This is a genomic window from Pseudomonas sp. R9.37 (assembly GCF_963878885.1).
Classification (GTDB): Bacteria; Pseudomonadota; Gammaproteobacteria; order Pseudomonadales; family Pseudomonadaceae; genus Aquipseudomonas.
On record NZ_CAWNZA010000046.1, the window covers coordinates 276,672 to 299,749 of the forward strand.

At 55.2% G+C, this 23,078-nt stretch carries 30 protein-coding genes and 1 pseudogene; 23 read left to right on the forward strand and 8 right to left on the reverse strand.

Going from position 1 to position 23,078, the window contains the following annotated elements:
* Positions 1–77 precede the first annotated feature (77 nt).
* The 5 genes from AACU78_RS23170 to AACU78_RS23190 form a co-directional block, all read right to left on the reverse strand.
* The gene (locus AACU78_RS23170; protein ID WP_256586970.1) at positions 78–653 is read right to left on the reverse strand and encodes a hypothetical protein; all 576 of its coding nucleotides are present in this window, start codon (positions 651–653) and stop codon (positions 78–80) included.
* Between the two features lie 132 nt (positions 654–785).
* Positions 786–1,424 carry a hypothetical protein gene (locus AACU78_RS23175; protein WP_146151436.1) on the reverse strand — a complete coding sequence of 213 codons (639 nt, stop codon included), beginning with the start codon at positions 1,422–1,424 and terminating at the stop codon, positions 786–788.
* Positions 1,402–1,770, reverse strand: a complete 369-nt coding sequence (locus AACU78_RS23180) for an STAS-like domain-containing protein (RefSeq protein ID WP_106578007.1) — start codon at positions 1,768–1,770, stop codon at positions 1,402–1,404. The genes AACU78_RS23175 and AACU78_RS23180 overlap by 23 nt, the downstream gene beginning before the upstream one ends.
* A gap of 2 nt (positions 1,771–1,772) precedes the next feature.
* Entirely contained in the window at positions 1,773–2,807 is a 1,035-nt protein-coding gene (locus AACU78_RS23185; protein WP_146151437.1) for a hypothetical protein, read from the reverse strand.
* Between the two features lie 49 nt (positions 2,808–2,856).
* Complete coding sequence (locus AACU78_RS23190) at positions 2,857–3,516, reverse strand: LexA family protein (RefSeq protein ID WP_106578009.1); 660 nt, start codon at positions 3,514–3,516, stop codon at positions 2,857–2,859.
* Between the two features lie 109 nt (positions 3,517–3,625).
* Here AACU78_RS23190 and AACU78_RS23195 point away from each other — a divergent pair, with 109 nt between their 5' ends.
* From AACU78_RS23195 to AACU78_RS23240, 10 genes and pseudogenes are all read left to right on the forward strand, one after another.
* The gene (locus AACU78_RS23195; protein WP_058415369.1) at positions 3,626–3,805 is read left to right on the forward strand and encodes a Cro/CI family transcriptional regulator; all 180 of its coding nucleotides are present in this window, start codon (positions 3,626–3,628) and stop codon (positions 3,803–3,805) included.
* 50 nt (positions 3,806–3,855) lie between these two features.
* Entirely contained in the window at positions 3,856–4,473 is a 618-nt protein-coding gene (locus AACU78_RS23200) for a hypothetical protein (protein WP_106578010.1), read from the forward strand.
* Between the two features lie 70 nt (positions 4,474–4,543).
* Positions 4,544–5,395 (forward strand): BRO-N domain-containing protein, encoded by an 852-nt coding sequence (locus tag AACU78_RS23205; protein WP_106578011.1) that lies wholly within the window; start codon positions 4,544–4,546, stop codon positions 5,393–5,395.
* Position 5,396: 1 nt separating this feature from the next.
* Positions 5,397–5,690 (forward strand): annotated as a pseudogene (locus tag AACU78_RS23210) (phage replication protein); the annotation flags it as partial.
* 6 nt (positions 5,691–5,696) lie between these two features.
* On the forward strand, positions 5,697–5,984 hold the full coding sequence (locus AACU78_RS23215; protein WP_256349208.1) for an HNH endonuclease: 288 nt from the start codon (positions 5,697–5,699) through the stop codon (positions 5,982–5,984).
* Entirely contained in the window at positions 5,981–6,910 is a 930-nt protein-coding gene (locus AACU78_RS23220) for a helix-turn-helix domain-containing protein (protein WP_106578012.1), read from the forward strand. Before AACU78_RS23215 ends, AACU78_RS23220 begins: the two co-directional genes overlap by 4 nt.
* Positions 6,897–7,694, forward strand: a complete 798-nt coding sequence (locus AACU78_RS23225) for a hypothetical protein (protein ID WP_106578013.1) — start codon at positions 6,897–6,899, stop codon at positions 7,692–7,694. Before AACU78_RS23220 ends, AACU78_RS23225 begins: the two co-directional genes overlap by 14 nt.
* Complete coding sequence (locus AACU78_RS23230; protein ID WP_106578014.1) at positions 7,691–8,161, forward strand: hypothetical protein; 471 nt, start codon at positions 7,691–7,693, stop codon at positions 8,159–8,161. Before AACU78_RS23225 ends, AACU78_RS23230 begins: the two co-directional genes overlap by 4 nt.
* The gene (locus AACU78_RS23235) at positions 8,158–8,733 is read left to right on the forward strand and encodes a recombination protein NinG (protein ID WP_106578015.1); all 576 of its coding nucleotides are present in this window, start codon (positions 8,158–8,160) and stop codon (positions 8,731–8,733) included. Before AACU78_RS23230 ends, AACU78_RS23235 begins: the two co-directional genes overlap by 4 nt.
* The gene (locus AACU78_RS23240; protein WP_106578016.1) at positions 8,730–9,278 is read left to right on the forward strand and encodes a hypothetical protein; all 549 of its coding nucleotides are present in this window, start codon (positions 8,730–8,732) and stop codon (positions 9,276–9,278) included. The genes AACU78_RS23235 and AACU78_RS23240 overlap by 4 nt, the downstream gene beginning before the upstream one ends.
* A gap of 98 nt (positions 9,279–9,376) precedes the next feature.
* Here AACU78_RS23240 and AACU78_RS23245 read toward each other — a convergent pair whose 3' ends face one another.
* On the reverse strand, positions 9,377–11,185 hold the full coding sequence (locus tag AACU78_RS23245; RefSeq protein ID WP_106578017.1) for a sensor domain-containing phosphodiesterase: 1,809 nt from the start codon (positions 11,183–11,185) through the stop codon (positions 9,377–9,379).
* 694 nt (positions 11,186–11,879) lie between these two features.
* On the opposite strand from AACU78_RS23245, the gene AACU78_RS23250 reads away from it, so the two are divergent.
* On the forward strand, positions 11,880–12,038 hold the full coding sequence (locus tag AACU78_RS23250; RefSeq protein WP_106578018.1) for a Com family DNA-binding transcriptional regulator: 159 nt from the start codon (positions 11,880–11,882) through the stop codon (positions 12,036–12,038).
* Between the two features lie 38 nt (positions 12,039–12,076).
* Positions 12,077–13,039 carry a hypothetical protein gene (locus AACU78_RS23255; protein ID WP_106578019.1) on the forward strand — a complete coding sequence of 321 codons (963 nt, stop codon included), beginning with the start codon at positions 12,077–12,079 and terminating at the stop codon, positions 13,037–13,039.
* Positions 13,040–13,146: 107 nt separating this feature from the next.
* Here AACU78_RS23255 and AACU78_RS30130 read toward each other — a convergent pair whose 3' ends face one another.
* Positions 13,147–13,362: a carbon storage regulator gene (locus AACU78_RS30130; RefSeq protein WP_106578020.1), complete on the reverse strand. Its 216-nt coding sequence runs from the start codon at positions 13,360–13,362 to the stop codon at positions 13,147–13,149.
* A gap of 159 nt (positions 13,363–13,521) precedes the next feature.
* On the opposite strand from AACU78_RS30130, the gene AACU78_RS23260 reads away from it, so the two are divergent.
* Together AACU78_RS23260 and AACU78_RS23265 are read left to right on the forward strand one after the other, a co-directional pair.
* The gene (locus AACU78_RS23260) at positions 13,522–13,893 is read left to right on the forward strand and encodes a chemotaxis protein (protein WP_025856073.1); all 372 of its coding nucleotides are present in this window, start codon (positions 13,522–13,524) and stop codon (positions 13,891–13,893) included.
* On the forward strand, positions 13,893–14,210 hold the full coding sequence (locus AACU78_RS23265) for a hypothetical protein (protein ID WP_106578021.1): 318 nt from the start codon (positions 13,893–13,895) through the stop codon (positions 14,208–14,210). The genes AACU78_RS23260 and AACU78_RS23265 overlap by 1 nt, the downstream gene beginning before the upstream one ends.
* 125 nt (positions 14,211–14,335) lie before the next feature.
* Here AACU78_RS23265 and AACU78_RS23270 read toward each other — a convergent pair whose 3' ends face one another.
* Positions 14,336–14,584 (reverse strand): hypothetical protein, encoded by a 249-nt coding sequence (locus AACU78_RS23270; protein ID WP_124417350.1) that lies wholly within the window; start codon positions 14,582–14,584, stop codon positions 14,336–14,338.
* A gap of 710 nt (positions 14,585–15,294) precedes the next feature.
* Between AACU78_RS23270 and AACU78_RS23275 the strand changes: the two genes are divergently transcribed.
* The 9 genes from AACU78_RS23275 to AACU78_RS23315 all read left to right on the forward strand — a co-directional run bounded on the left by AACU78_RS23275 (position 15,295) and on the right by AACU78_RS23315 (position 23,027).
* Entirely contained in the window at positions 15,295–15,918 is a 624-nt protein-coding gene (locus tag AACU78_RS23275) for a putative metallopeptidase (RefSeq protein WP_106578157.1), read from the forward strand.
* Positions 15,919–15,949: 31 nt separating this feature from the next.
* Positions 15,950–16,426 carry a DUF2280 domain-containing protein gene (locus tag AACU78_RS23280; protein WP_106578023.1) on the forward strand — a complete coding sequence of 159 codons (477 nt, stop codon included), beginning with the start codon at positions 15,950–15,952 and terminating at the stop codon, positions 16,424–16,426.
* A complete protein-coding gene (locus AACU78_RS23285) occupies positions 16,401–17,723 on the forward strand; it encodes a phage terminase large subunit family protein (protein ID WP_106578024.1) in 1,323 nt (440 codons plus the stop codon). The genes AACU78_RS23280 and AACU78_RS23285 overlap by 26 nt, the downstream gene beginning before the upstream one ends.
* On the forward strand, positions 17,720–19,138 hold the full coding sequence (locus AACU78_RS23290) for a DUF4055 domain-containing protein (protein WP_106578025.1): 1,419 nt from the start codon (positions 17,720–17,722) through the stop codon (positions 19,136–19,138). Before AACU78_RS23285 ends, AACU78_RS23290 begins: the two co-directional genes overlap by 4 nt.
* Positions 19,113–20,204 (forward strand): minor capsid protein, encoded by a 1,092-nt coding sequence (locus AACU78_RS23295; RefSeq protein WP_106578026.1) that lies wholly within the window; start codon positions 19,113–19,115, stop codon positions 20,202–20,204. The genes AACU78_RS23290 and AACU78_RS23295 overlap by 26 nt, the downstream gene beginning before the upstream one ends.
* A 27-nt stretch (positions 20,205–20,231) precedes the next feature.
* Positions 20,232–20,606, forward strand: coding sequence for a hypothetical protein (locus tag AACU78_RS23300; protein ID WP_106578027.1), 375 nt, complete (start codon positions 20,232–20,234; stop codon positions 20,604–20,606).
* Positions 20,607–20,688: 82 nt separating this feature from the next.
* The gene (locus AACU78_RS23305) at positions 20,689–21,417 is read left to right on the forward strand and encodes a hypothetical protein (protein WP_106578028.1); all 729 of its coding nucleotides are present in this window, start codon (positions 20,689–20,691) and stop codon (positions 21,415–21,417) included.
* Between the two features lie 12 nt (positions 21,418–21,429).
* The gene (locus AACU78_RS23310; RefSeq protein ID WP_106578029.1) at positions 21,430–22,395 is read left to right on the forward strand and encodes a major capsid protein; all 966 of its coding nucleotides are present in this window, start codon (positions 21,430–21,432) and stop codon (positions 22,393–22,395) included.
* Between the two features lie 47 nt (positions 22,396–22,442).
* Positions 22,443–23,027, forward strand: coding sequence for a hypothetical protein (locus AACU78_RS23315; RefSeq protein WP_177410095.1), 585 nt, complete (start codon positions 22,443–22,445; stop codon positions 23,025–23,027).
* The last annotated feature ends 51 nt before the right edge of the window (positions 23,028–23,078 follow it).

The following is a 23,078-nucleotide window of genomic DNA, read 5'->3' on the forward strand; positions in this document are numbered from 1 at the left end:
TGCATATTGGCTTGCGACGCGCTTTCTGTTACGCATGAAAAAGCCCGCACATGGCGGGCTCTGCTGATGCTAGTGTGTCAATCGGTAATCGGTGGGTACTTACCGCTCACTGAGTCCCTGTAGACGATCTCGCTGAATAGCCGGGGCCCGTCGCGCATTGTGATCAGGGCTTGCTTGGCTTCTTCCTTCGTTTCGAATGGGCCTGCACCCACGGCCATACCGATCATTGAAACAACTGGAAGTCCTGTGCTGGCAATTGCTTCTATGGTTCGTTGCTGTTCTTCTTCGTCACGGCAGACAGTTGATGCAACCCATCCATTTTTAAGGCGCGGGGCGGGTAATGGCTCAACATCGGCGCCGCAGTGCTTGCACTTGACCGCAGCAGTCTTGATGCTCTCAGCACACATAGGGCAGGGGCGAGTATCTTTCTCTACCAGGGCGGCAGCCTGGGATCCTTTACCGCCCAGTAAAATCATGAGCAGACCGGCGAGCGCAATCACTCCGCCGACAATCGTGTGCACCTGACGGTCTGCCATGAGGCCTAAGTTGTTCACCCGGCCGCCGGCGCCGGTCGGCACTGACACATCCATGCTCAGCGCGAAGATCAGCCAGCACACGCCGACGATCAACGCGAACGTCCCAAATCCCTTCATTGGATCCCTCCCTTAATTGAGCCCTCACTTTACCATTCGCGGAGTACGGCCACCATTAGCTGGACGGGTAGGGCAACCGCAGGCGGAGGCAGGCAGTTCATATTCAGAAATAATACTACCAGGTCGCCGTATTTAAACTTTCGATAAAGGGATAAGCTTTAATGTATAAGCTATTATGTATCCTAGGAATAAGTATGCGAGTAAAATCATTATCCATTCTGATTTTCGCTCTACGAATCGCGCTAAGCCACCAAGAATTAATTGTTGTTCAATTGCTTGCTTGATAAGAGCAGCAGTCTTAGTGACGAAGTTTCCCCTAAATAAATTGCTGAACTCAAGTTCTAACGCGGACTCCAGCTCGCTTGATGTATCCCTGATACTTTCTATAATGATAGAGCTCGGAGCCTGCCTGAAAAATGTTGAGCTTTCAAAGTTGTTTAGCATTATTGAGTCGACAAACGATGCATATTCAGATGTGTATGATGAATTTCGAATTCTTAGGTAGCTCAGGTGTTCGCTTAGCCTGCTTTCCATCATTACAATTTTTGTTTCTAAATTGAAATTTCGGTTCGCTGATGTGTGATAGGTGATCGCTTCATTTTGTAATGCCGCAACATCTTCGAATATTTTAGATAATGCTGTCCGAATTTCCTTTCGCTCTTCTCTCCTATTGTTTTGCCAGTTTACTATCAGCCATCCTATTATCACAAGAGCCCAAGTAACCGGGTAAAACCAAATTGGAGTTCCGCTACTTTGGTTCGTATCCGCCATCAATCATGCTCCGTATGAATGATTTGTTTTTCACTCCGCTCTTTCCCCGAGCTTCGTGTATATAACCTTTTATGCGCTGAACAAGATTAGAATCTCGGGAGCTCAAAACAATTAAAGACTCAACCAGATCGGTTGGGTACTTCCGGGCTATGCCTCCAAAGGCTTCCTCCAAAAAAGAGGATCCATAACCGCGTGCACCATCCAGATAGACCACAATCTTCTCATGGTCTTTCATCCGCGGCTCAAGGAACCTTTCACGAAATAGCTCCCCGCTATAAGGCCCGTCGCTTTTATATCTTCCGGCCGGATGCTTCGAAAAGTCCTCAGCCAAATGTATCTCAGTCATAACTAGGCCTCGCCGTTCAAGGGCATTTGCCAATAAATTATCGTACCATTTGTAGACATTTTAAAGTCGCCATAGGTTTCCTTTCCGTCTTTAATTTGATACCAGCCCCTGTTGCTTTGCAATATGGCAACGCTCCCCTCGCTAGCCAGAACTGTTTCCACAATTTGCGTTAATCCCTTACCTCTATTGTGCTTTCTGGTACGAGTCTTGCTGTGACGTATAGCCCCCTTGATAAGCCTCGCATCCCCAAGATTTTGCATTCCGAATCGTGAAAGGACGAGATACCATTTCCTCCAGCCGTCGTCATCGCTATACGGCAGTGATCCAGGAATTCCCACTCCAAGATCACAAAACACAACCGATAGCATCCCATCTTTTTCTTGGGAAAACATCCACCATGGCTTGTAGGATTTGGATGATGCTATGCCGTCTGCTCTCCTGGCTATATATGCATGATGGTGAGCGTTGGTCATAGCCTCAGTGAGGCCAGCATAAAGTTCACGCTGTAGAGCTGGCGTAATTGCACCATCATACTTACCAAGTATGACATCGTATTTTTCGCCGGTAACATTTTGACCTTTTGCTACTCGCCAATTGATTACGTCGGCCAACTCGCAACTTACTACTGGTACGTTCTTTCCTATCCGCGTATAGAAACCGATTTGCTGTAAAACAAGGGACGCTTTCCTATTTAAAGGAATGGTCGAGCGGATATTTAGTCTCGGAAATAAATCTAATAGCCGATCTATTTCTGCAAAGAAAAGGATTGTCCCGCTTGCCATTAATTTATGGGTTTTGGAAAAATCAATCAATATTGATCTGCATCCTGACTTTACCGAAGATCGGATCTCTTCGATAAACTTAATGAGCTTCTGCCGGGGTTCATTTAGGGCGCAAAAAATAGCTGGAGCGTGATGAACTACGGTTTTTAAACGCCTTTTTGACTCCCGCGGTGAGGATGATCTCGTTACCTTACAAAGAGCAAATCTATGACGGCGCAAAGCTATAATTTTATAGTCAATTGGCAGCTTTTTCATGCACGTCTTCCATGTCGTATGAATTTGAATAAACGCCCTGCACCGTCAATCAGTAAAACTTTTGCAGCGCTTGTACTACTACACCCACGATCCGGCAGTTCTCGTCGACAGCCTCAATTGGGTAGCTCGGATTCAGCGGTTTGAGGAACAGCCGCCCGCCGTCGCTGACCAGCTTCTTGAATGTGGCTTCGTTGCTGTCCGGCAGCTTGGCCACGACCAGCTTACCTGGTGCGACCTCAGCCTCGGTGTCCACCAGGATCAGCGTACCTTCGGTGATGCTTTGGCCGGCAGGCGCCGTCATCGAATCACCTTTAACTGTCAGCCAAAACGCAGGGCCTTTGGAGTCGTACTCCGAAAACTCGTAGGTGTCTGAAAAGCCAGTCGGGTAGGGCTCAACAGCCTCGGACCAGGCGCCGGCAGCAACCCAGCTGATTACTGGGTAGCGAAACTTCTGCTCCTGCATATTTGCATCGGCCAAATTTCCAGTCTCACCGCTCTTTCGCTCGGGCCCTCGACCAACTCCAAGCCATTCAGCTTCAAAGCCGGTGGCATCCGCCAAGGCGTACAGATTCTCTGGCCGGAGGCTTTTGCTCTCACCAGTAATCCATTGAGTGACGGCCGAGTTTGCAACACCGCATAGCGCTGCAATCTCCCCCTTCTTCTTCCCGCTGAGCTGTATGGCTCGGGCAATACGTTCGTGTCTTTCCATGGACTCAATATTAAGTTAACTGAATTTAAGCATGCAGTAGGGAGAAAACCCCGTTGACTCGAAAACTTAAGCATGCTGAAATTGCGTAAAAGTCGAACGAGGATGCGAAATGAATACGCATGAAGTCGCCGAATTCTTCGGCAGCAAGACAAAGCTGGCACTGGCCCTGGGCATCCGCCCAAGCGCAGTGACCATGTGGGGGGAAACCATCCCCGAATCCCGGCAGTACCAAATTCAGGTTCTTTCCAAAGGAAAGTTCAAGGCAGCAAAGAAGGCTCAGGCCGCCTGACATCCATGTCCACCAATCCATTGAAGCCAGATTAGAAGAGAGCAGTCCCCATGCAAACGTCCAGTTCCAGACACACCGTACAAACCCGTGATCAGGTGCTGGTCGCCCACGCTGCAAATCAGATCGCGCGCACCAGCCTTAGCCAAGACGACTTCGCCCAGGCGCTGAGCCGCGAACTGCACCTGTCGTGCCCAGAGAAGGCCGTCGCCAAAGAGGTTCCGGACTTCGCCGCGCTGACGCTGCAGAACGACGTCTCTGACTTTGTGAAGGCGACCGGCCGCTGGCTTAAGCGTGTTCAGCGCTGGCTATCCGGCGATCAGGAAATGCCGTCGTGGCTGGAAGAGTCGTGGGTCAACGCCCTTGAGCCTGAATTCCGTGACCACTGCGTAAACGAACTGGCGAGCCGTCATGGCTTGACCGGCGCCCGCCAGATGACCAGCGACCAATGCGCGAACAAAAGCTTCGGCGCGCTGATCCGTGCGCTCGGCGATGTGATCGACACCGGCAGCGAAGTGTTTGACGACCAGGTCATGTGCGAACTGGACCTTCCGCACTTGCCGGCGTTCGCTAAGCAATGCCGCCAGGTTGAAGCGAAGGCGGGGGAGCTGGGGCGCAAGGCGGAGCAGTTGATGAAGGACGCCCGACCGAATTTGAAATCCATCGCCTGAATCACAGGCACAAAAAAAGCCGACGTACGAGGTCGGCTTTTTCAACAGCAGTAAACAACTGGAGCGAATCATGCACCAACACACAGAATCGATCAATAGCCCCAACATTCCCGCGCCACGTTTTTCGCGATCTGAAAACGTGGCGCGCAATTCCTCAGTGATTCCGTTCGACTTCGACGGCGCCGCAATCAGGGTCATCACCGACAAGCTCGGCGATCCGTGGTTTATCGCGCGCGACGTAGCGGACGCCCTCGGTTACTCCAAACCGGAGAATGCTGTGGCCCGTCACTGTAAGGCCGCGACCACTACCCCGAAACAGGGTGGTGGTTTCATGACCATCATTCCTGAGCGCGATCTGTACCGGCTGGTGATGAAGTCCAAGCTGCCGGCCGCCGAGAAGTTTGAAGAGTGGGTGGTGGGCCAGGTCCTGCCGAGCATTCGCAAGACCGGCACCTTTTCCACACAGGGCCCGAACAACTCTAAAATCGTCGGCGAGCTCGCCATCCTGGAATGCTTCGACCGCCTGTTGAAGCCTGCCAACTCCAGCAAGATGATGATGCTGGCCAAGATCGCCGCCAACAACGGTCTGGACGCCAAATTCCTCCCAGGCTACGCCGTTGATGCCGCCTCTGACGCTGCTGGGGGCTCTTCGATGCCCACCAAGGCAATCACCGCCCTTATCAAAGAGCACGCCATCGCCAGCACCGCCCGCGCCTTCAACCTTGCACTTGAGACCCACGGCTTCCTCAAGGTCCTGCAGCGCAAAAACTCCAAGCAGGAAATGGTCGACTTCTGGTCTGTGACCGAGAAGGGCATGGCCTACGGCAAGAACCTCACCAGCCCTCAATGCCCCCGCGAGACGCAGCCTCATTGGTACGTGGATCGCTTCCTTGAATTGGCCGCTAAGGTCGGGAAGGCCTGACATGCAATACACCGTCACAATTAACCAGGTGAAGGCGTTGGAGTGGGGGCCGAATTCTCAGCAGGCCCTGCTGTTCGCCTTCGTCTACGGCTGCCCGAGTTGGACCAAGCCAATCAAGACCGATGACGGGATCTTCTTCGCGCTGAGTAAGGCCAAGATCATCGAGGAGCTTCCACTGCTCACCGATAAGCCAGACACCGCTTACCGCATGCTGAAGGCCCTGGAAGAGGCCGGTTTGATTGAGCTTCGCCCTGAAGCATTCCGACTCACCGAAAAAGGCTGTGAGTGGAACCCGGACCGTATGGGCCACGTCACCGCGCACCAACCGCCGGTCCTCCCGCCCCGGCGCAGGACAAAAAAGAAACCAATCCCTTCTGGCTTGCGTGCTCTGGTGTTCGCCCGCGACGGCCACGCGTGCTTGCGCTGTGGCTGCTCGGTGCTGATGCGCTTGAGGGCTGATCACGTCGTACCTGAAAGCCAAGGTGGAGAGGCTTCTTTGGGCAATCTCCAGACCCTTTGCATGTCCTGCAATAGCTGGAAGGGCGTGCGGACGATTGATTTCCGCGCGTTCGCCGGAGGTGCAGCATGAGCATGGGCCTTATGGTTGCCGCAATGAAGCTTCGCGTTGGTAATCCGCTGCGCAAGCTGGTGCTGATCAAGTTGGCCGACAACGCCAGCGACGTAGGCGAGTGCTGGCCCTCCTATCAGCACATTGCTGTCCAGTGCGAGATCAGCAAGCGTTCTGTCATGAACCACATCACCGCTCTGTGTGAGGCGGGACTGTTGCGCAAGGAGATCCGGAAGGGTGGACCAAAGGGGAATTCGTCGAACGTTTACTTCCTCACCCTCGACGGTGGTGGTGCACCTCCTGCACCAGGGGTAGTGCAGAAGATTCACCGGGGTAGTGCAGCAGGTTCACCCCCTAGTGAATCTCCTGCACCAGGGGGTAGTGCAGCAGTTGCACCCAGAATCAGTAACTCTCTTGAACCAGTCATGGAACCGGTCATTGAACCAATTGCACCCCCGGCTCCCGCCGAGGTTGTGCAGGCTCAGTCCCGCAGCTTGGTGTTGGTGGTTGATCGCACCGACACCCCACGGGTCGAGATCCCCGCCGACATGCCTGGCCCCAAAGACCAGACCTGCAAAACCTTCAAGGTCTGGGCGAACTACGCCATGGCTTACCGCAAGCGCTATAGCGCCTGGCCTGTGTGGAATGCCAAGGTCGGCGGCCAGCTCGGAAAGTTGGTAGACCGTCTCGGCGCCGACGTCGCCCACCACGTCGCTGCCCACTTCCTGAAAACCAGCGATGCCGCTGTGCTGCGCAAGTGCCACAGCCTCAACGAGCTGCTGGCCAACGCCGAGAGCTATCACACCCAGTGGGTGACCGGGCAGCGCATCAACGGCACAACCGCCCGCCAGATGGAACGGACAGAGGCGAACCACTCCGCAGCGGAGCAGGCCGCCCAGATGGTTCTGGCCAAACGCCAAGCAGGAAACCGCAATGAATACCTTTGAAATGAATGACCAGCAGGTTGCCGGGCTGGCCGCCGCCATCTGCGCCACCGCCGAGGCCATGGGCCAGGAAATGAACCCGGGCACTGCCGCGATGATGGCTGAAGACCTCTGTGCGTATCCGGTGCCTGTCGTGAAAGGCGCACTGAAGGCTTGCCGCTTCGAGGTGAAGGGCAAGCTGGCGATGGCCGACATCCTGCAACGCGTCCAGTCCTCCGACGGGCGCCCGGGCAAGGACGAGGCCTGGGCCATCGCCATGACCACTAACGACGAATTTGAAACAGTGGTGCTGACCGACGATATCCAGCTGGCCCTGGCTGCTGCGAAGCCCATCTTGGATGGCGGCGACAAGATCGGTGCGCGCATGGCGTTCATCGATGCCTACCAACGTTTCGTAGGGCAGGCCCGCGAGGATGCGAAACCCGTCAACTGGCACGTGTCCGTGGGCTTCGACGCAAACCGTCGCGTGCAGGCTGTGACCAAGGCAATGGAGCTGAAGAGAATCCCGCGCGAACACGCCCAGAAGTACCTGACGGACCTGAGCGTCGAGCCGATCACTGAGGACGGTCGCGCCATTGCCGGCTTGCTCACTGGCACCGTCACACGGCCAGAGCCCCAGCTTCGGCAGAAGTTGGAACTGGTGAAAAACTCGATGCTGGAAATGCGCAAGGCCAGTGCCGAACGGAAAACCGAAATGCGGATTGACGCGGCAAATGAGTTGGCGGATCGCAGGGCGCTGCTCATCAAGCAAGCTCAGGAACTGGAAGCGAAGAGGGCGGCGCCATGACCGACAAGATCAGCGTCAACTGCCAGGCCAAGCTCTCTGAGGCTATCACCAAGTTGAGCGCCATGTACCGAGACAAGAAGTTCGTGGTGGTCTCCCTGCGCGCTGGCAAGGACCGCACGCTTGACCAGAACCGGTTGTGGTTCGGGATGTACAAGCGCATCGCCGAAATGACCCAGATCGGTGACGCGGCTGACGCCCGGCGCTATTGCAAGCTGCACTTCGGCGTGCAGATCCTGCTGAACGAGGATGCCGGCTTTCAGGCCGAGTGGTACCGGGTCATGCGCCATCTGTCGTACGAAACGAAGCTGGCCATGATGGGGGAGTGTCATCTGTTCGGCCCCGACGGTTTTCCGGTGACCAGCCTGTTCAATCGCGCCCAGGGCATCAATTACACCGACCGCATTGCCGCCTACTTCACGGGCCAAGGTGTGGTTTTCACTGATCTACTCAGCAAGGAGGCTGCATGATCGCCAAGCAACCCAAACCGAAGAAGTGCAAGAACCCAGCATGCGGCATCAGCTTTCCGCCGCAGCGCCTGGGCCAGGCCGTATGCAGCCCTAAGTGTGGCCTGGCCATCAAGGACGTGAACCAGGCCAAAGCGCGTAAGTCGCTGGCCGATATCGGCCGTAAGGAGCTGCGGGCGGCGAAGGTGAAGATCAAGACGCGCGCCCAGCACATGAAGGAAGCCCAAACAGCTTTCAACGCGTGGATTCGCGAACGGGACGTCGGTCTGCCGTGTGTGAGCTGCGGGCGGCACCACAACGGCCAATGGCACGCAGGGCACTACCGCACCGTCGGTGGCAACCCAGAGCTTCGCTTCGAGCCGCTGAACGTGTGGCGCCAGTGCGCGCCGTGCAACAACCACAAGTCGGGCGACATCGTGAATTACCGGCTGGAGCTGGTGAGGCGCATCGGTGCCGACAAAGTGGATTGGCTGGAAGGGCCTCATGAGCCCCAGCGCCATTCCATCGAGCAGTTGCAGGCCATCAAGGCCGACTATCGAGCCAAGACCCGTGAACTCAAGAGGGCTGCAGCATGACTTATCGCAACGTTGTTTCAGCAGTAGTTCGGGCGCTCGCGGCCGAGACCATAGGTTCCGCCGGCGGCTGCGACTTCGAGCCCAAGGTGCAGTGCGCCAAGCAGAAGGGGGAGATCGTCGGCAAGGAGGCGGCGTTTCTCCAAGACTGCTGGGTGTTCGGCCGGCTGCACAAGGCGCTCACCCCGGCGCATTGGCGCGCACTCGTGGCGAAGTACTCGACGCACCAGGAGCGAAAACACGGCGCTATTTTGGAGTTGCTCAACTCGGTAAAGACGCCGGCGCCGAAGCGCTTCCGTGAATGTGCAGTCCTGACCTGGGCGATTCCACAGGTGGCCGGTGCCGAAGGCAAGCGTTCCGCCACGGTGCTCCCTGCGGCCTGGTATGACATTGCCAATTGGGACAATGACGGCAAGCCAGAGTCAACTCGGTATCGTTGGCGTTCATCCATACGAAATTCTTTGGATGGCCTGGTGAATGAGGCGCTGATGGCCGCTCAAGAGATTCTTGACGCCGAGGGGCTAATGGAGAACGTCATGGCATCATAATTTGCTGCGGCAATGAACTGGACAGATGACCTGTACGACATCAGCTTTGAGATGGGCGGGAGGTGGTAAAAGGCTTCCCCCCGACAGGTTTTGATGGACTACAAGGATTCGGTGCCTGGCGTTCTAGTCCTATCACATGCCGCCCTGAAACCACCTTGCGCCAGCCATGTTTCTAATGGTTCCGCTTTCAGCGGTTTTGTTATCAGGTATCCCTGAGCCTCTGAACACCCCCAGAGCGTGATTAGGTCCAGAATGCTTTGGGTTTCGACGCCCTCTGCTACGACTCTATAGCCTAATCCTCTAGCAAGCTCGATGAGTGTCTTAACTAGCCGTTTATCTTTTTCGTTGGTGTTGAGGTTGCTGATTAGTGATTGGTCTAATTTAACCGTACTCACAGGCAGTTGCCTTAGATATGTCCAGTTGCTGTAGCCAGTGCCGAAGTCGTCCACGGAAATTTCAATGCCTAACGCGCGGGCGCGCTCAAGCTGCTCAATAACTGTCTTCGGGTCTGACATGAGCATGCTTTCCGTGAATTCAAGCTCTAGATTTTGCGGCAGAAGGGCGCCGTTGTTTATGTATTCTGTAACGTTATTTAAGAACTTAGAGCTCTCAAGATCACTGACAGTGACATTCATGGAAATTCGTAATTCAATACCCTTGCCGAACCACTCCTTAGCTTGGTCAACTACGGCGTCAAGTACCCAGAGGGTAATTGAATGCATCAGCGCAGTTTTCTCTGCAAGTGGGATAAATTCTGCGGGACTGATAGGCCCGAGTGTAGGGTGATTCCACCTAATCAATGCTTCAACATTTTCACATGCTAGAGTAGGTAATGTGACTTTTGGCTGGAAAACCAAGCTCAGCTGATCTTCAGAGCGAACTGCATCAGACAGGGAGCTCAGTAAGGCAAACGCTCGCTGCTGAGCTGCGTCCAACTCAGGTTGATACGTCGCCCAGCCCAAGTTTCGGACCCTGGCGTCATCAGCTGCCCCTACCACTAACCGTAACCAGTCCCTCTCTTCTGCATCGGCGATTCTCAATACTCCAATACCTGTCTGCATGAGTATTGGGATTCCTTGACAATCAACCGGTTCGTCAAAATTTGAAAGAATCTCAAGGCAGAGACCTTCCACCGGCTGGCCACCTTCTAAGAGAAACCCAAAACGCGTTGGACTGATTTTGTACAAAAGAGAATTCTTAGGTAATAAAGACTGAAGTCTATCCTTAACGTTTAGCATTAAATTTTGAGAAAAGCTGTAGCCAAGTGCTTTTACTACGTCATTCAAAAATTTTGGAGATATGACGTCCACAGCAAATAGATCGTGCTGAATACCACTAGAACTTGCTAGTCGAATATCTTCCTCCAGTCTTAGTCGGTTGAAAAGGCCGGTAGGCTGATCAATAAAATTACGGGAACGTAAACCGATAATCCGCAAGACAACGAGTTGAGCGAAATAAACGAGCATCGCTGCATCTCGTTTGCTCATTGGTTCTCGAGGTGAAGTATCTATTATGCATAGGCTACCCAGAGAGAAACCATCACTTGTGAGAAGTGGCGCGCTAGCGTAATAGCGAATGAAGGGCGCGCCGGTGACCATGGGGTTATCTTTGAAACGCTCATCATCCTGCGCATCCAAAACCTCTAACGCCTTCCTGTCGCGTAGAGAGTGTGCGCAGAACGAAACGTCCCGAGGTGTAGTTTGCTGGTCAATCCCGATCCGCGCTCTGAACCATTGGCGGTGCTTTTCGACGATAGAAATCAGGGCGATGGGTGCATTGAAGTATTCTGAAGTCATTGAAATCATTTTTTCGAAGACTTCGTCGTCTTGTTCACTTTGCGGGCAGAGGGTCTCAACGCGTTTTAAGCGTTCTGCTTCGTACTCAGGAAAGTGGGTATTTACGTCCATGACTAACCTCGTGTATCACGACCATATGGCTAAACGGTATCAGATCCCCTGTAGGCCTACGACTCCTTTTACCTATCGCTCCAATAGGTTAGACCCAATCACACGTATGCGCATGCCCCGGATACTACTGTTTTGCCGTTCGAAAGGGTGTTGGCAGAAATTTGGAGAGCCCTGGATAGGTTTTAATCGGCGGAGCTACATGCAAAATTCTGATACCCAAAAAATGTTGCACTGAGTGAGAAAATGAGAGATGATTTGTTCATCCTATCGATCTTGCGCGTTAAGAGTTTACACTGCGGAGCCCGGCTCATATGTCGGGCTTTTTATTGCGCTCAGTTTGTGCAAGGTTGGAAATAGAGCTTCCGACTATAAGTTGGGACAGCGTCATGGTTTTGCGTGGCATGGCACAGACGCATCTCGACGACTTGGCGGAACGGTTCAAGAGGTTGAACGTAGGGCAGGCTGGCAACGCGAATATTCAGTTGCGTGGCTTGTTTTTTATCAGGGCCGAATGTTCGGAGCTTATTCAACAGCCGAACTTGCGCTGAAGAAAATAACGGACATTGGGCACTGCATCAGCATTGACGAGGCTCCAGTCCCTCAAAAATCAAGCGACTAAAGTTTTTATGAAGCCCCGCCTAGAGCGGGGTTTTTATTGCCCACGGAAGGGCGATTCAGCAAAAGGAATTTGCAGATGTTGAAAGAATTCAGATGCGGTGAATGCAAAAGACTTCTCGCCCGAATGGGTGGGTTTATAGAGCTCCAGATCAAATGTTCCCGATGTGGGACGCTGAATCATGTGAAGGCCGCGAGCCTCGAGCAATCGCCCATGAGCGCCATACGCCCAATATAGAGGCCTGAACTTAAATCAGCTCAGTAACGGAGTTTAAAATGGAAAACGCAAACTCAGCGTCTCAAACCTTGCAAGATCTTTGGACTCAAGTACAACCGGTGGATAACACCGGCATGCTTAGGCGCGTGGTTTTTGCGCAAGGCAAGTTTTATGCGGTTGGTGGCAACGGTCTTACCACAACCACTCAGGTTGTCAGCGGAGGCGCAACTGGTACAGCGTGGACCAAGCTTAAGGGCGCCGTCACTTCTGACAGCGGAAAGGTCCTCAACGAGCTGTACTGGAACGGTATTGGGGTAGCGCTTCAAGCCCTTTCTCAATCCGGCAATCTGATCAACGGCGACGCAGCACGCCCTGAAAGGGTTTGGACAGACCTTACGGCAACTGTTCGTGCGTCCGGAGACTTGCAAGGCATTGTGTTTTATCAGCCAATTTCCGGCAACAACTACACCTGGATACTGGTCGGGTCTAGCGGTAAAGTTTTTTCCCGTTATGGCGATTGGTCAGGCCAGGTGGAGCGTACTACGACCTTCACTTCTAGCGAGACTGTGTACTGCGTCAACGTCATTGGCAGTTTTGTGTTGGTTGCGGGATCGAATGGGAAGCTGCTTAGCGCTGTGAAGATTGCGACGGATAATCCGCAAACATTCACGCCCAGAACCAGCACCTTCGGCACTAGCACCATCCTTTCCATGAAGCTTTGCAACGGGAAAATGTTTATCGTAGGTGCGGATGGCAAGATGGCATATTCATCCGATGGGCTTAGCTGGACTGCTGTTGAAGATACCAGTTTCGGTGGAACCATCATCCGCGACATTGCTTACGGTAATGGCAAGTATGTAGCTGTCGGCGACGGCGGCAAGACAGCCGTTTCCGAGGATGGGATCGGCTGGGTTCAGCAAGCCAACACTTTCGCAGGAACCGATATCCGGAGCGTCGCCTACGGCAACGGCAAGTTTATAGCTGTTGGTGCAGGCGGCAAGATTGCTTACTGTGCTCCATGATCTTCTATCTTCCTGCGTAATAGAGCCCAGCCGTCGCGCTGGGCTTTTTCATTTTCGGCCCTGCCACCCCTCGCTCTGAGCAGGGAGTGCAGCTTGCTAACCCCGTTTCAAGCAAGTTCTACTGCGCCGTTCGGACGCTTGGGTATTTCATCGTCGTGAATACCACTCTCCGCTTTGATTGATATGCGTTCGGGTGCGCTGAGGGCTAAATACACCGTATCTTCAACGACCTTAGCCACGTTGATTTGGATTTCGTCGCCTATACGCAAGCGCTTATTGGGAGTTCTAGTAATGACTAACAAAAGGCGATCCTCTCTGCTCAATTACTCATTTCGACGTCAATATTCCCTATCCGAAGTAAAATTGATGTAGGAATTATCTGATTTTTTGTGTGGAAATATCTTTTTGTCTCCGCTTCTGAATGATGCGGAACATGCAATTATTGAATCCCAGAATGGGAATAAATGCGGTTTGGAGTGAAGATGGACCCTACTGACCTAGGCCCAGGCACAGCTACCTGGCTGGGCGGTAGTGCCACCGTGGTACTGGGCGGCCTGCTATGGCTGCGCCGGTTTCTTTCTAAGGATGCGACTGACCGAGCAATGGACAGCGCCGATATCGGCACACTGAAGCGACTAAACGAGTTGCTGAACCAGGAGCGCGCCGCTCGCAAAGAAGCCGAGGCCCGCGCCGATCAATTCGCGAAGGAGCGGAATGACCTGGCAGCTGCCGTTGGGCGCATGGAAGGTAAGATCGAGGCGCTCACCAGCCAGGTAGCTCAACTCACTGACCGCGTGACGCAGCAGAGCGATGAGATCACCCGCCTTCGCACCAAGCTGGGAGGAATCGCCTAATGGACAGATGCGCATTGGAATTTATCGCACGCCGCTGGTGGCGCCGGGCCGAAGTTTGGACCATTGCTGTAGTGCTGGTGGGTGGTGGGGCAGTACTGGGTTACCAAGCCGCATACTGGTCGCTCGCTGATAAGCAGAGCAGCCAAGTGACCGACATGCGAAAAGCCTACGACACCGCCATGACTGAGCGCGACAAGCGCCTAGAACAGCTGAGCCGCCAAACCGGTACCGCCGCCGACCAAGCCACGAAGGCTGCGACGACTGCTGCCAAAGCTGCCGACAAAGCGGACGAAGTCCTAAACCGAGCACCCCAGTGATGGCGTACTGCGGGTGCACTGCTTACTGAGTTAAGCAGATTAGGTTGCTGGACGCCTGAGCAGGCTAGATGAACGCTCAGATCGTCATAAGCAAGAGTAAGTGAGTGCGACATCGCTCTATACGTTTATCGCTTGACGAGGTGCAGCGCGTGCTTCCCTTTTCGAGCAGGACTATGCATTGCTCCATCGAGGACGCTCAGCCGGCGAACTTGCGCTTGAAGAGCAATCATTGCACCTTTGAGGTGCTCAATTTGGTCTATGAAAGATGGATCTTGAGCAAGTGGAGTGCCTTTGATCATTGCGAGGGTACTTGCCAGCTGCCTGTAATTATTTGCGGCATGGGCAAGCTCTCGTTCAATTTCTTCTTTATTCACTAGCGCTCCAAATTTTTTATTTGCACCTAAATATAGGTCGGCACTGGCGCTCAGAAAGTTTAATTGGTGTGACGAGCGGCTAACGGTACGCCGTACCCCACGCGCCACATTTTTCGAATGCGCCCAAACGTGGCGCGAGGCTTTGCAACTGAGCAACCTCATCCGACTGCTTCACAGTACGCCAGTGATCCCGGATATCAATTCTGCGGTAAGCGCTATCGACAAGGCTATTGCCGATGCCCCGGCAGCGTTGTCTACCAGCGTTGCTAAAGGCTTGATCATTGGATTGCTCCATGGTCACCATGCAGGCCTATGAGATGGTATCTCAATGGATACCATTGCCCACTAAAACGGCCTGATCGATTGTGACTTTGAAGTAGCCAGCGGTGAATCAACACCGATACTGCTCGCTATCGTCTGTTAATAAATGAGATTTGAGCTTCCACTTTCGCCCGAATGGCGCTGGATTTCCCTTGGAAGTGAATGGTTCCCTTTGGATAGATGTTGATTACCATGCCATCAGGAAATACAAACTGTAGGGCTCCGACCGCATTGACCGCAGACCGACTGGCATCAGGGTATGCATTTTCAATATGCTTAACGAGTCTTCGGGGGTCATGGCATGACATCACCATTTGCTGCTCCTTAGCTATGCGAGTCACATATTTGCAGGTATTAGCTAATTATTTCAAGTTTGGAAAGGTGTGATTTTGAGTTGGCCGAGACCCCCTCCCTCAGCGCTTCATCTGGCCGATCTGCCAGACTTCCTAATTCGCCTAACACCAGCGCCGCAGGTATGGGACTGGCTACAAGCCGAGATACTTGCCGACACCGGCAGCCTTTACAACGAAGACCATGCCCATTTGCTGGATGCAGATATCCGTGTCATGTGGGCGTCGTCGAGCTTCGAGAAACAGGGACTCACAGTTCTTGGCCAGGCCGAACAGGTAGCGTTCCGCGCCGGCGGTTGGCAGAAAGCCCGGATGGAGCAACAGATGCGTGATTGGTTTGGCGAAGTGCCGGCTTTCATCATCACCCTGGCGGCTGACTACTGCGCCCAGTGTAGCGATCTTGAGTTCTGCGCACTGATAGAACACGAGCTTTATCACTTGGCTCACGCGACCGACAAGTACGGTCAACCAGCATTTACCCAAGACGGCGCACCGAAGATCAAGCTGCAGGGCCACGACGTTGAAGAGTTCGTCGGAGTCGTTCGCCGCTATGGTGCGAGTCCTGACGTTCAAGCATTGGTGGATGCTGCAAATAGTCCTGCCGAGGTGGGGAAATTGAACATATCGAGGGCCTGCGGAACCTGTCTGCTCAGATCGGCCTGATTCTTGACAGGCTCTAGACGGATGAGAATTTATGGCAGCCCTGAAAAATGAGGTGAAGAGCTTCATCGTTCAGGCGCTGGCGTGCTTTGACACCCCATCCCAGGTGGTGGAAGCCGTCAAGAACGAATACGGGGTTGTGGTGAGCCGCCAGCAGGTGGAGACGCACGACCCAGCCAAGTCCGCAGGTAAGGGTCTGGCGGTGAAGTGGGTGACCCTTTTCCACGACACCAGGAAGCGGTTCCGAGAAGAGACCGCAGAGATCCCGATTGCCAACCGCGCCTTCCGGCTACGTGGCCTGGGGCGAATGGCTGAGAAGGCCGAGAACATGCGCAACCTGGCGCTGACCGCTCAGTTGTACGAGCAAGCCGCCAAAGAGGTAGGCGACGTCTACGTGAATCGCCGCCTCGAACCTGAAAAGCCACTTGGCTCCCATGCGGACCAGCAGCACGCCGTTGCTGAGTACACCCTGGAGCCTGATGAGAATGTCCCGACTTCCCCGCACCTTTGATCCTCCGGTCAAGCTGACCCCCAAGCAGGCGAACATTTACTGCTGGGGATTTCAGCCTGAGGCTCGATTCCGCGATGCGGTGTGTGGTCGCCGGTTCGGCAAGACGTTCTTGGGCAAGGCCGAGATGCGCCGCGCCGCACGTCTGGCTGCTGAGTGGGGCGTGAGCGTTGAGGATGAGATCTGGTACGGCGCGCCGACCTTCAAGCAGGCCAAGCGCGTGTTCTGGCGTCGGCTGAAGCAGGCTATCCCCGAAGCATGGCGTGCACACCGCCCGAATGAGACTGAATGCTCAATCACACTCAAGTCCGGCCACGTCATGCGCGTGGTGGGACTCGACAACTACGACAACCTGCGTGGCTCCGGTCTGTTCTTCGTCCTGGTGGATGAATGGGCGGACTGCCCGTGGGCCGCGTGGGAAGAGGTACTGAGGCCGATGCTTTCGACCTGCCAGTACACGATTCCGGATGTCGGGGTGCGAAAGGGCGGCCACGCGCTGCGTATTGGCACGCCGAAGGGCTTCAACCACTGTTACGACACGTATCTGGATGGCAAGCCAGGTGGCGAGCCGGATCACAAGAGCTGGCAGTACACGTCATTGCAGGGCGGTAACGTCCCCCCTGAAGAGTTGGAAGCGGCTCGCCGGAAGATGGACCCGCGTACCTTCCGGCAAGAGTACGAAGCTGGCTTCGAGAACTACGCGGGCGTCGTCTACTACACATTCAATCGCGATGAGTGCCGAACCAGCGAGCGAATCAAGCCAGGCGAAGCGCTGCACATCGGTATGGACTTCAACGTCATGAAAATGGCCGCTGTCGTCTATGTCGTGCGTAACGATCTGCCGATGGCCCTGGATGAGTTTCACGGTGTTCGGGACACGCCGGAGATGATCGAGAAAATCCAGACACGGTTCCCTGGGCACTCGGTGGCGGTCTATCCCGACGCCAGCGGGCAGAACACCAGCAGCAAGAACGCGAGCGAGTCAGACTTGTCGCTGTTGAAGAAAGCAAAATTTACGGTGATCGTCGACTCCACAAACCCTGGCGTGAAAGACCGCGTGAACTCGGTGAACGCCATGTTCCTGAATGCCTACGGCGAGCGAAGAATGAAGGTCAACATCGACCAGTGCCCTCAGCTCACCTTGTGCCTGGAGCGACAGACCTACACCGACAAGGGCGAGCCGGACAAAGATCCGAAAAAGGGTCACGACCATATGAACGACGCCGCCGGCTACTTCATCGCCAAACGCTATCCGATCAAAGCGATCGTCACTTCTATCAAAATGGGATACGCCCGATGAGCACCGACATCTCCTTCAAGCGGGCGGAATACACGGCAGTGCTGGATCGCTGGGCTACCGTCCGCGACGTCTGCGCCGGTCAGCACCGGGTTGTCGACCGACTGCCGTACATCAACACACACGATAAGTCCCCGGAGAACGAAGACCGGAATCGGGCTTACCGCGAGCGAGCGGTGTTCAAGAACGCCACCGGGCACACCCGTAACGGGCTGCTGGGCCTGGCCTTCCATAAAGACCCCACGCTCACGGTGCCGAAGAAGCTGGAATACCTGCAAGACAACGCCAACGGCTCCGGAGTGAGCATCTATCAACACTCCCAGGGCACGCTTGAAAAGGTGCTTGAAGCTGGTCGCCACGGTCTGTACGTCGACTATCACCAGGACGACGGCATCGGCGGGCATTCGGTGATCCTGTCTTACTGCGCTGAAGACATAATCAACTGGCGCACGGGCATGGTGAACGGTCACAGCGTGCTAACGCTGGTGGTCCTGCGCGAGTCGCCGGAGATTCCTGACGGCTTCGGCTACAAGACGGCTGAGCAGTACCGGGAGCTGGCGCTTGAGGATGACGGCTTTGTTTGCCGCGTCTGGCGCCGGTCCGGTCCGAAAGGTGGCGGGCCGCTTGCGGTCATCGACGAGTTCAAGCCCGAAGGCGTAACCGGTCGCCTCAAGGAGATCCCATTCACCTTCGTCGGCGCGCAGAACAACGACCCAAGCATCGACGAGTCACCGCTGTACGACATCGCGATGATCAACCTGGGCCATTACCGGAACAGCGCTGACTACGAAGACAGTGTGTTCTGGTGCGGCCAGGCCCAGCCGTGGATCAGTGGTTTGGATGAGCAATGGCGCGACTGGATGGAGAAAAACGGCGTTTACGTCGGCTCCAGGGCGCCAATGATGCTGCCGGCCGGCGGCCAGTTCGGTTACGCGCAGCCATTGCCGAACACTCTGGTCAAGGAGGCCATGGCCGACAAGAACCAGATGATGATTGAGCTGGGCGCGCGGATGGTGGTTGCGTCTCTGTCGTCCAAGACGGCGACCGAGGCCCGCGGCGACCAATCGGCGTCCACTTCGGTGCTCGCCGGCTGCGTGGCGAACGTCAGCGAGGCATACACGAGGGCGATCATGTGGTGCTGTGCCTACATGGGCATCGCTGACAAGAAGGTCGCCTACCAGGTCAACCAAGAGTTCGTAGAGCTCTCGGCTGATCCACAGATGATCACAGCCTTGGTTGGCTTGTGGCAGAACGGCGGCTTTGCGAAAGCTGACCTTCGGGCATACCTGCGCAAGCTCGGCTTGATCGCACCAGAGCGTACTGACCTGCAGATCGACGGCGAACTGGAAGAGCAGGGCGACGGCCTGGGCTTAGACGACGAGGACAAACCAAATGGCGGTAAATCCGGCAGTACTTGATGCCACGATCCGGCACGCGGTCTTTCTCGAAAAGCTGAAGGCGGGGGAGGTGGGCAAATTTGCTCCTTTCCTTAAGGAGATTGACCGGTCTATACGGGATCGGCTGACCCAGTCGGACCTGACCGAGTACAACGTCAAGCGTCTGGAAGCGCTGCTGAAGGAGGTGGATAGCCTTCTGCTGGGCATCTTCGACCGCTACAGCGCGCAACTGAACCTCGACCTGGTGGACATCGCCAACTACGAGGCCGAATTTGAGGCGACCAGCCTTGCCAGGTCGGCGCCGGTTGGCGTGTCGCTGGATGTGGTCGCTCCGACGGCCGCTGTAATCCGCACCGCAGTGCTGACGAATCCGCTCAGCGTGCGCGGCACAGGCGGCGGGAAGCTGCTGAAGGCCTTCATCAAGGGTTGGACCGGTGCAGAGCGTGAACGAGTTACCGGCACCATCCGGCAGGGCTTCTTCGAAGGTCAGACGAACTTCCAGATCATCCGCAACATTCGCGGCACCAAAGCGGCAGGATACAAAGACGGCATCCTGGCCACTACCAACCGCAATGCCAGCACGGTCGTGCGCACCGCGATTCAGCATGTGTCGTCCCAGGCGCGCATGGAGGTCGCCAAGGCCAATACGGATATCGTGGAACAGATCCAGATGGTGGCCACGCTGGACAGCAAGACCAGCCAGCAATGCCGCTCAATGGACAAGCGTAAGTTTCCGGTGGACTCCGGCCCAAGGCCGCCTTTCCACCCTAACTGCCGCACCACCTTCATTCTGTTGACCAAGCTCAGCGCGATGTTCGCCAAGGGCGCAACGCGTGCCTCGGTAGGTGCAGACGGCGGCCAGCAGGTGAGTGCCGACCTTGATTACTATCACTGGCTCCAGCAGCAGCCGGCTTCGTTCCAGGACGTTGCCATCGGTCCTGTCCGGGCCAAGCTGTTCAGGGAGGGCGGGTTGACCGTCGAGCGCTTCGCCGAGCTGCAGCTTGATCGCAACTTTGCTCCGCTGACTCTGGCGCAGATGAAAGAGCTTGAGCCTCTGGCGTTTGAACGTGCTGGATTGGTAACCTGATAGCTCGCATATTCAGGGAAGAGTCAGATGCTCTCAAGTCTCACGGATGAAGAATCAGATTGCCTATGCCGTATTTTATGTAGTTTGTTGGAGGTCGGTATCAGTGATAGGGAGCAGGACACCGACGCTGAGTTTCACTTGGCCTTGTCTGAGCTTGATGAATTTGTGCTTTCACTTCGCGGTAATTCATACGCCGAGGTGGACAAGGTTCTAAATGCAATTTTTTCAATCCCGGAAATTGAACAGATATTTTATACGGAGGCGAAACCATTGATTGTTGGAGGGTCGGGAATCGATTGTGCAAACTCCCTGGGTAAACTTCACAGCAGAGCTGAGCATTTATTGGAGTTCATTAACGATTATTCAAATGCAGATTTTTATTACATGACGCACTGGTATTGAAAACCAAAATTCAAACAACCCGCTTCGGCGGGTTTTTTTATTCCTGCAAAGCGGGCTAAACATACCTAAGGGGTGCATCAACGTGGCAGAAGAAAACGAAATCGACCTGGAAAACCCGGCAATTAAGGCCGCTATCGCGACTGCCGTTGAAGCATCCGTTTCCGGTTTGAAAACCAAGAACTCGGAACTGCTGGGCAAGCTGAAGGAAACCTCCGGCAAGCTGACCCAGTTCGAAACCCAGTTTGAAGGCATCGATATCGACGCCGTCAAAGGCCTGCTCAGTCGCGCCGGGCAGGACGAAGAAACCAAGCTGCTGACCGAGGGCAAGGTGGACGAGGTATTCAACCGCCGCACCGAGCGCCTGCGTAGCGACTACGACAAGCAGTTGAAGACCATCAGCGAGCGCGCCGAGAAGGCCGAATCCTTTGCTGCCAAGTTCCAGGGCAAGGTTCTGGGTGACTCGGTACGCGGTGCGGCACTGAAGGCCGGCGCTCTGCCGGAAGCAACAGACGACATCATTCTGCGCGCCAAAGGCGTGTTCACCCTTAACGAAGATGGCGATGCAGTCGCCGTTGATGAATCCGGTCAGGTCATCCTCGGTAAAGACGGCAAAACCCCTTTGACTCCGCTCGAATGGGCGGAATCTCTGCGCGAAAGCGCACCTCATCTGTGGCCAAGGGCTTCAGGGACATTTGCCCCGGGCGGGGGTGGCGGCAAGGCTGCATTCAAGCGCTCCGAAATGACCTCCGAGCAGAAGCGCGACTTCCAGCGCAAGCACGGCCAAACCGCATATCTCGCATTGCCCAAGTAAGGGGATTGACCCATGGCTACAACCGTTAACAGCGACCTGATCATCTACAACGATGAGGCGCAAACCGCATACCTGGAGCGTGTCCAGGACAACCTGGACGTGTTCAACGCATCGTCCAACGGCGCGATGGTGCTGGACAACGAGCTGATCGAAGGCGACTTCCGCAAGCGCGCGCTTTACAAGCTGAACGGCTCTCTGGAGCATCGCGACGTCAACTCCGACGGCAAGGTAACTGCTAAGAAGATCAGCGCCGGCGAAGCTGTCGGCGTCAAAGCTCCCTGGAAGTACGGCCCGTACCAGACCACCGAAGAGGCGTTCAAGCGCCGCGGTCGTCCGGTCGAGGAGTTCTCCCAGATCGTCGGTGCCGACGTTGCTGATGCGACCCTGGAAGGCTTCATCCAGTACGCAACTGCTGGCCTGCGTGCGGCCATCGGCTCCAACGCTGACATGGTGGTCTCGGCTAACATCGAAACCGATGGGAAGAAGACGCTGACTCGCGGTATGCGCAAGTTCGGCGACAAGTTCGGCCGTATTGCTCTGTGGGTCATGCACTCCAGCGCCTACTTCGACATCGTCGACGAAGCCATCACCAACAAGATCTATGAAGAAGCTGGCGTCGTAATCTACGGCGGTCTGCCGGGCACCCTGGGTAAGCCGGTACTGGTAACCGATACCGCGCCGTCGGACGTGATTTTCGGCCTGCTGCCAAACGCCGTGACCATTACCGAGTCGCAGGCGCCGGGCTTCCGTTCCTACGAAGTGAACGACGAAGAAAACCTGAGCATCGGCTACCGGGCTGAAGGCACCGTGAACATCGATGTGCTGGGTTACAGCTGGAAAGCCACCACTGGCGGCTCCAACCCGACCCTGGCTGCCGTTGGCTCCGCTGCCAACTGGGTCAAACATGCGGGCAGCAACAAGGTTACCGCCGGCGTGATGATCACGCTGACCCCAACGCCTTCTGTTACTGGCGGTTAAGCCTCAAACTCAACGCGCGGTCAGCAATGGCCGCCTTGGAGAAACACATGGAACTGACTTACAGCAACCAGCTGAGCGGCTTCGACCCGGAGAAGCGTTACCGCAATCCGGAACACTTCGATAAGCCCGAAGCGGGTGTGACCAGCGTGCTGGTGATTGGCGATTGGCCGAGCGTGGTCAATGCGTACGAAGCAGCCGGCATCGATGTGTCGGTGAAGGAAGCCAAGCGGGCGCAGATTGTTGGTGCGGGCAACCAAGCCGGAATGGAAAAGGTTATCGCGGCTTTGCGTGCTGAGCATGGATCGATCCAGAGCCTTGTTGACGGCCTGGAAGCTGGCGAAATCCATCGTCCAGAGTCTGGCGACCTAGCGTTGCGCTTGTTTGACGTGCTGGGCAACATCCATGCTTCGGTAGGTGAGCTGACCACTGAGCGTAACGGCTTGGCCTTGACTGTCGATGCACTTCGCGGAGAGGTTGAAGCGCTGAAGAAGTCTACCCTCGCACCGCTGGCTGACGAGGCCGGTGAAATCGCGGCGCTGAAAGCAAAGCTCGATGATGCCAAGGTCCAGTATCGGGCCAACGCTTCGAAAGAATCCCTGGAAAAGCTCGTAGCTGAGCTGCCCAAGGAGTAATACTGCTGGCTGTCGGTGACCCGGCGGCCAATCTTCAAACCATTGCAGCGA

What these genes read in the sequence shown, in the direction of transcription:
- AACU78_RS23170 (WP_256586970.1), bottom strand. Translation starts at nt 653, where the DNA reads ATGAAGGGATTTGGGACGTTCGCGTTGATCGTCGGCGTGTGCTGGCTG.
- AACU78_RS23175 (WP_146151436.1), bottom strand. Translation starts at nt 1,424, where the DNA reads ATGGCGGATACGAACCAAAGTAGCGGAACTCCAATTTGGTTTTACCCG.
- AACU78_RS23180 (WP_106578007.1), bottom strand. Translation starts at nt 1,770, where the DNA reads ATGACTGAGATACATTTGGCTGAGGACTTTTCGAAGCATCCGGCCGGA.
- AACU78_RS23185 (WP_146151437.1), bottom strand. Translation starts at nt 2,807, where the DNA reads ATGAAAAAGCTGCCAATTGACTATAAAATTATAGCTTTGCGCCGTCAT.
- AACU78_RS23190 (WP_106578009.1), bottom strand. Translation starts at nt 3,516, where the DNA reads ATGGAAAGACACGAACGTATTGCCCGAGCCATACAGCTCAGCGGGAAG.
- AACU78_RS23195 (WP_058415369.1), top strand. Translation starts at nt 3,626, where the DNA reads ATGAATACGCATGAAGTCGCCGAATTCTTCGGCAGCAAGACAAAGCTG.
- AACU78_RS23200 (WP_106578010.1), top strand. Translation starts at nt 3,856, where the DNA reads ATGCAAACGTCCAGTTCCAGACACACCGTACAAACCCGTGATCAGGTG.
- AACU78_RS23205 (WP_106578011.1), top strand. Translation starts at nt 4,544, where the DNA reads ATGCACCAACACACAGAATCGATCAATAGCCCCAACATTCCCGCGCCA.
- AACU78_RS23215 (WP_256349208.1), top strand. Translation starts at nt 5,697, where the DNA reads ATGGGCCACGTCACCGCGCACCAACCGCCGGTCCTCCCGCCCCGGCGC.
- AACU78_RS23220 (WP_106578012.1), top strand. Translation starts at nt 5,981, where the DNA reads ATGAGCATGGGCCTTATGGTTGCCGCAATGAAGCTTCGCGTTGGTAAT.
- AACU78_RS23225 (WP_106578013.1), top strand. Translation starts at nt 6,897, where the DNA reads ATGAATACCTTTGAAATGAATGACCAGCAGGTTGCCGGGCTGGCCGCC.
- AACU78_RS23230 (WP_106578014.1), top strand. Translation starts at nt 7,691, where the DNA reads ATGACCGACAAGATCAGCGTCAACTGCCAGGCCAAGCTCTCTGAGGCT.
- AACU78_RS23235 (WP_106578015.1), top strand. Translation starts at nt 8,158, where the DNA reads ATGATCGCCAAGCAACCCAAACCGAAGAAGTGCAAGAACCCAGCATGC.
- AACU78_RS23240 (WP_106578016.1), top strand. Translation starts at nt 8,730, where the DNA reads ATGACTTATCGCAACGTTGTTTCAGCAGTAGTTCGGGCGCTCGCGGCC.
- AACU78_RS23245 (WP_106578017.1), bottom strand. Translation starts at nt 11,185, where the DNA reads ATGGACGTAAATACCCACTTTCCTGAGTACGAAGCAGAACGCTTAAAA.
- AACU78_RS23250 (WP_106578018.1), top strand. Translation starts at nt 11,880, where the DNA reads ATGTTGAAAGAATTCAGATGCGGTGAATGCAAAAGACTTCTCGCCCGA.
- AACU78_RS23255 (WP_106578019.1), top strand. Translation starts at nt 12,077, where the DNA reads ATGGAAAACGCAAACTCAGCGTCTCAAACCTTGCAAGATCTTTGGACT.
- AACU78_RS23260 (WP_025856073.1), top strand. Translation starts at nt 13,522, where the DNA reads ATGGACCCTACTGACCTAGGCCCAGGCACAGCTACCTGGCTGGGCGGT.
- AACU78_RS23265 (WP_106578021.1), top strand. Translation starts at nt 13,893, where the DNA reads ATGGACAGATGCGCATTGGAATTTATCGCACGCCGCTGGTGGCGCCGG.
- AACU78_RS23280 (WP_106578023.1), top strand. Translation starts at nt 15,950, where the DNA reads ATGGCAGCCCTGAAAAATGAGGTGAAGAGCTTCATCGTTCAGGCGCTG.
- AACU78_RS23285 (WP_106578024.1), top strand. Translation starts at nt 16,401, where the DNA reads ATGTCCCGACTTCCCCGCACCTTTGATCCTCCGGTCAAGCTGACCCCC.
- AACU78_RS23290 (WP_106578025.1), top strand. Translation starts at nt 17,720, where the DNA reads ATGAGCACCGACATCTCCTTCAAGCGGGCGGAATACACGGCAGTGCTG.
- AACU78_RS23295 (WP_106578026.1), top strand. Translation starts at nt 19,113, where the DNA reads ATGGCGGTAAATCCGGCAGTACTTGATGCCACGATCCGGCACGCGGTC.
- AACU78_RS23300 (WP_106578027.1), top strand. Translation starts at nt 20,232, where the DNA reads ATGCTCTCAAGTCTCACGGATGAAGAATCAGATTGCCTATGCCGTATT.
- AACU78_RS23310 (WP_106578029.1), top strand. Translation starts at nt 21,430, where the DNA reads ATGGCTACAACCGTTAACAGCGACCTGATCATCTACAACGATGAGGCG.
- AACU78_RS23315 (WP_177410095.1), top strand. Translation starts at nt 22,443, where the DNA reads ATGGAACTGACTTACAGCAACCAGCTGAGCGGCTTCGACCCGGAGAAG.